This is a genomic window from Pseudoxanthomonas sp. GW2 (assembly GCF_000283075.1).
Classification (GTDB): Bacteria; Pseudomonadota; Gammaproteobacteria; order Xanthomonadales; family Xanthomonadaceae; genus Pseudoxanthomonas.
This window is the reverse complement of sequence record NZ_ALIP01000162.1, coordinates 1-1972: the sequence shown is the minus strand read 5'-3', so window position 1 is coordinate 1972 and position 1972 is coordinate 1. Positions and strand designations below refer to the sequence as shown.

Below are 1972 nucleotides of genomic sequence, written 5' to 3'. Positions count from 1 at the left end.
CGACGACCTGGCCGCGGTGATCGAGGCCCTGGACCTGCGCGACGCCACCCTGGTCGGCTTCTCCACCGGCGGCGGCGAGGTGGCGCGCTACATCGGCCGCCACGGCACCTCGCGGGTCAAGGCCGCGGTGCTGGTCTCGTCGGTGCCGCCGCTGATGCTCAAGACCGAGGACAACCCGGGCGGCCTGCCGATCGAGGTATTCGACGGCCTGCGCAAGGGCTCGATCGAGAACCGCTCGCAGCTGTACCTGGACATCGCTTCCGGTCCGTTCTTCGGCTTCAACCGTCCGGGTGCCAAGCCCAACCAGGGCCTGATCCAGTCGTTCTGGGCGCAGGGCATGCAGGGCGGGCACAAGAACACCTACGACTCGATCGCCGCGTTCTCGGCCACCGACTTCCGCGAAGACCTCAAGAAGTTCGACGTGCCGACCCTGGTGATCCACGGCGACGACGACCAGATCGTGCCGATCGACGCCTCCGGCCGCGCCTCGGCCGCGCTGGTGAAGGGCGCGCAGCTGATCGTCTACCCCGGCGGCCCGCACGGCATCACCGACACCCACAAGGACCGGCTCAACCAGGACCTGCTGGACTTCCTGCGGCGCTGAAGCGGCGGCCGCGACGGACCGGCGCGACGGGCGGCCCGTGGCCGCCCGTCGTCGCATGCGCAAGGCCGAGCCATCCGCGGTTTAACCTCGCGCTGCTACGGTGTGCGGGAAGCCGCCTGCACGCGGCGACCGGAACCGACGCCATGCGCACCTTCCTGCTTCCTGCCTGCCTGGTCCTGCTGGCCGCCGCGATGCCGGCCCTCGCCCAGGAACCGGACGCCGCCGGCGGGGAGGGGGCCGGCCTGGACCTGGGCCTGCCGCAGTCCGCGCGCGCCGGCTACCGCAACGACCCGCCCGGCACCTGGTACGGCGACACCTCCGGGGTGGCGACCACCCGCCAGCGCAGGCAGGTCACCTACCGCTACCGCTGCCCGACCGCGCCGGACGGCAAGGAAACCGACATCACCGGCAGCGTCGAGGCCGGCGTGGGGTATTCGCGGCATGGCGGCAACAGCAACTGGCAGGGCGCGACGGTCAACTACTGCAAGGAGCAGGCGACCGACGACGGCGGTTCGCGCATCATCAACGTGCAGCTGCACGTGGACAGCTCCGACGGTCCCGGTTTCTACGGACCGCATGGCTCCGGCTGGGGCCCGTATCCGCCCCTGCGCCACCGCTGAATACGGCCCCGCGCATCCATGCGCGGCAGCACGGACACGCGCGCACGCAGGTGCGCGATTGACGGCCGCCGGCGCAACGGCCACCTTGGCCGGGCCTCGATCCCGGGACCCGCCATGGCCAAGCCTGCTTCCCGCCCTCTGCGCCTGCCAGCGCTCGCCGTCCTGATCCTGTCCGCCTTCACCTTCGGCGCCGGGGCACGGCAACCGCCGGCGTGGGAGCCGGTGCCGCCCGGCGAGGGCGCGCTGCATGCGCGCCACGAGAACGCCTTCGTCGCCCTGGGCGAGCGGCTGTACCTGCTGGGCGGGCGCGGGCAGCGGCCGCTGGACATCTACGATCCGGCCAGCGGGCGCTGGAGCCAGGGCGCGCCGCCGCCGCTGGAGATCCACCACTTCCAGGCGCTGGCGCACGAGGGCCGGCTGTACGTGCTGGGCGCGTTCACCGGCGACTTCCCGGAGGAGCAGCCGCTCACCCACGTGCTGGTCTACGACCCCCGCGCCGACCGCTGGAGCCAGGGTGCGGAGATCCCCGCGCACCGGCGCCGCGGCGCGGCCGGGGTGGTCTCGCACGGGGGCAGGATCTACCTGGTCGGCGGCAATACCCGCGGCCACATGAGCGGCTACGTGCCGTGGCTGGATGCCTTCGATCCGGCCAGCGAGCACTGGGAGGAGCTGCCTGACGCGCCGCATGCACGCGACCACTTCCACGCCGCGGTGCTCGACGGAAGACTCTACGCCGCCGGCGGCCGCC

General features: G+C 72.8%; 3 protein-coding genes. All 3 read left to right on the top strand.

The features are described from left to right. Positions 1-604 (top strand): alpha/beta fold hydrolase (locus B351_RS0115495; protein WP_019399945.1); only part of this gene is annotated, 604 nt, incomplete at its 5' end. 143 nt (positions 605-747) lie between these two features. After that, positions 748-1224 carry a hypothetical protein gene (locus B351_RS0115490; protein ID WP_019399944.1) on the top strand — a complete coding sequence of 159 codons (477 nt, stop codon included), beginning with the start codon at positions 748-750 and terminating at the stop codon, positions 1222-1224. A 114-nt stretch (positions 1225-1338) separates the two neighbouring features. Continuing rightward, positions 1339-1972 (top strand): hypothetical protein (locus B351_RS17020; protein WP_019399943.1); only part of this gene is annotated, 634 nt, incomplete at its 3' end.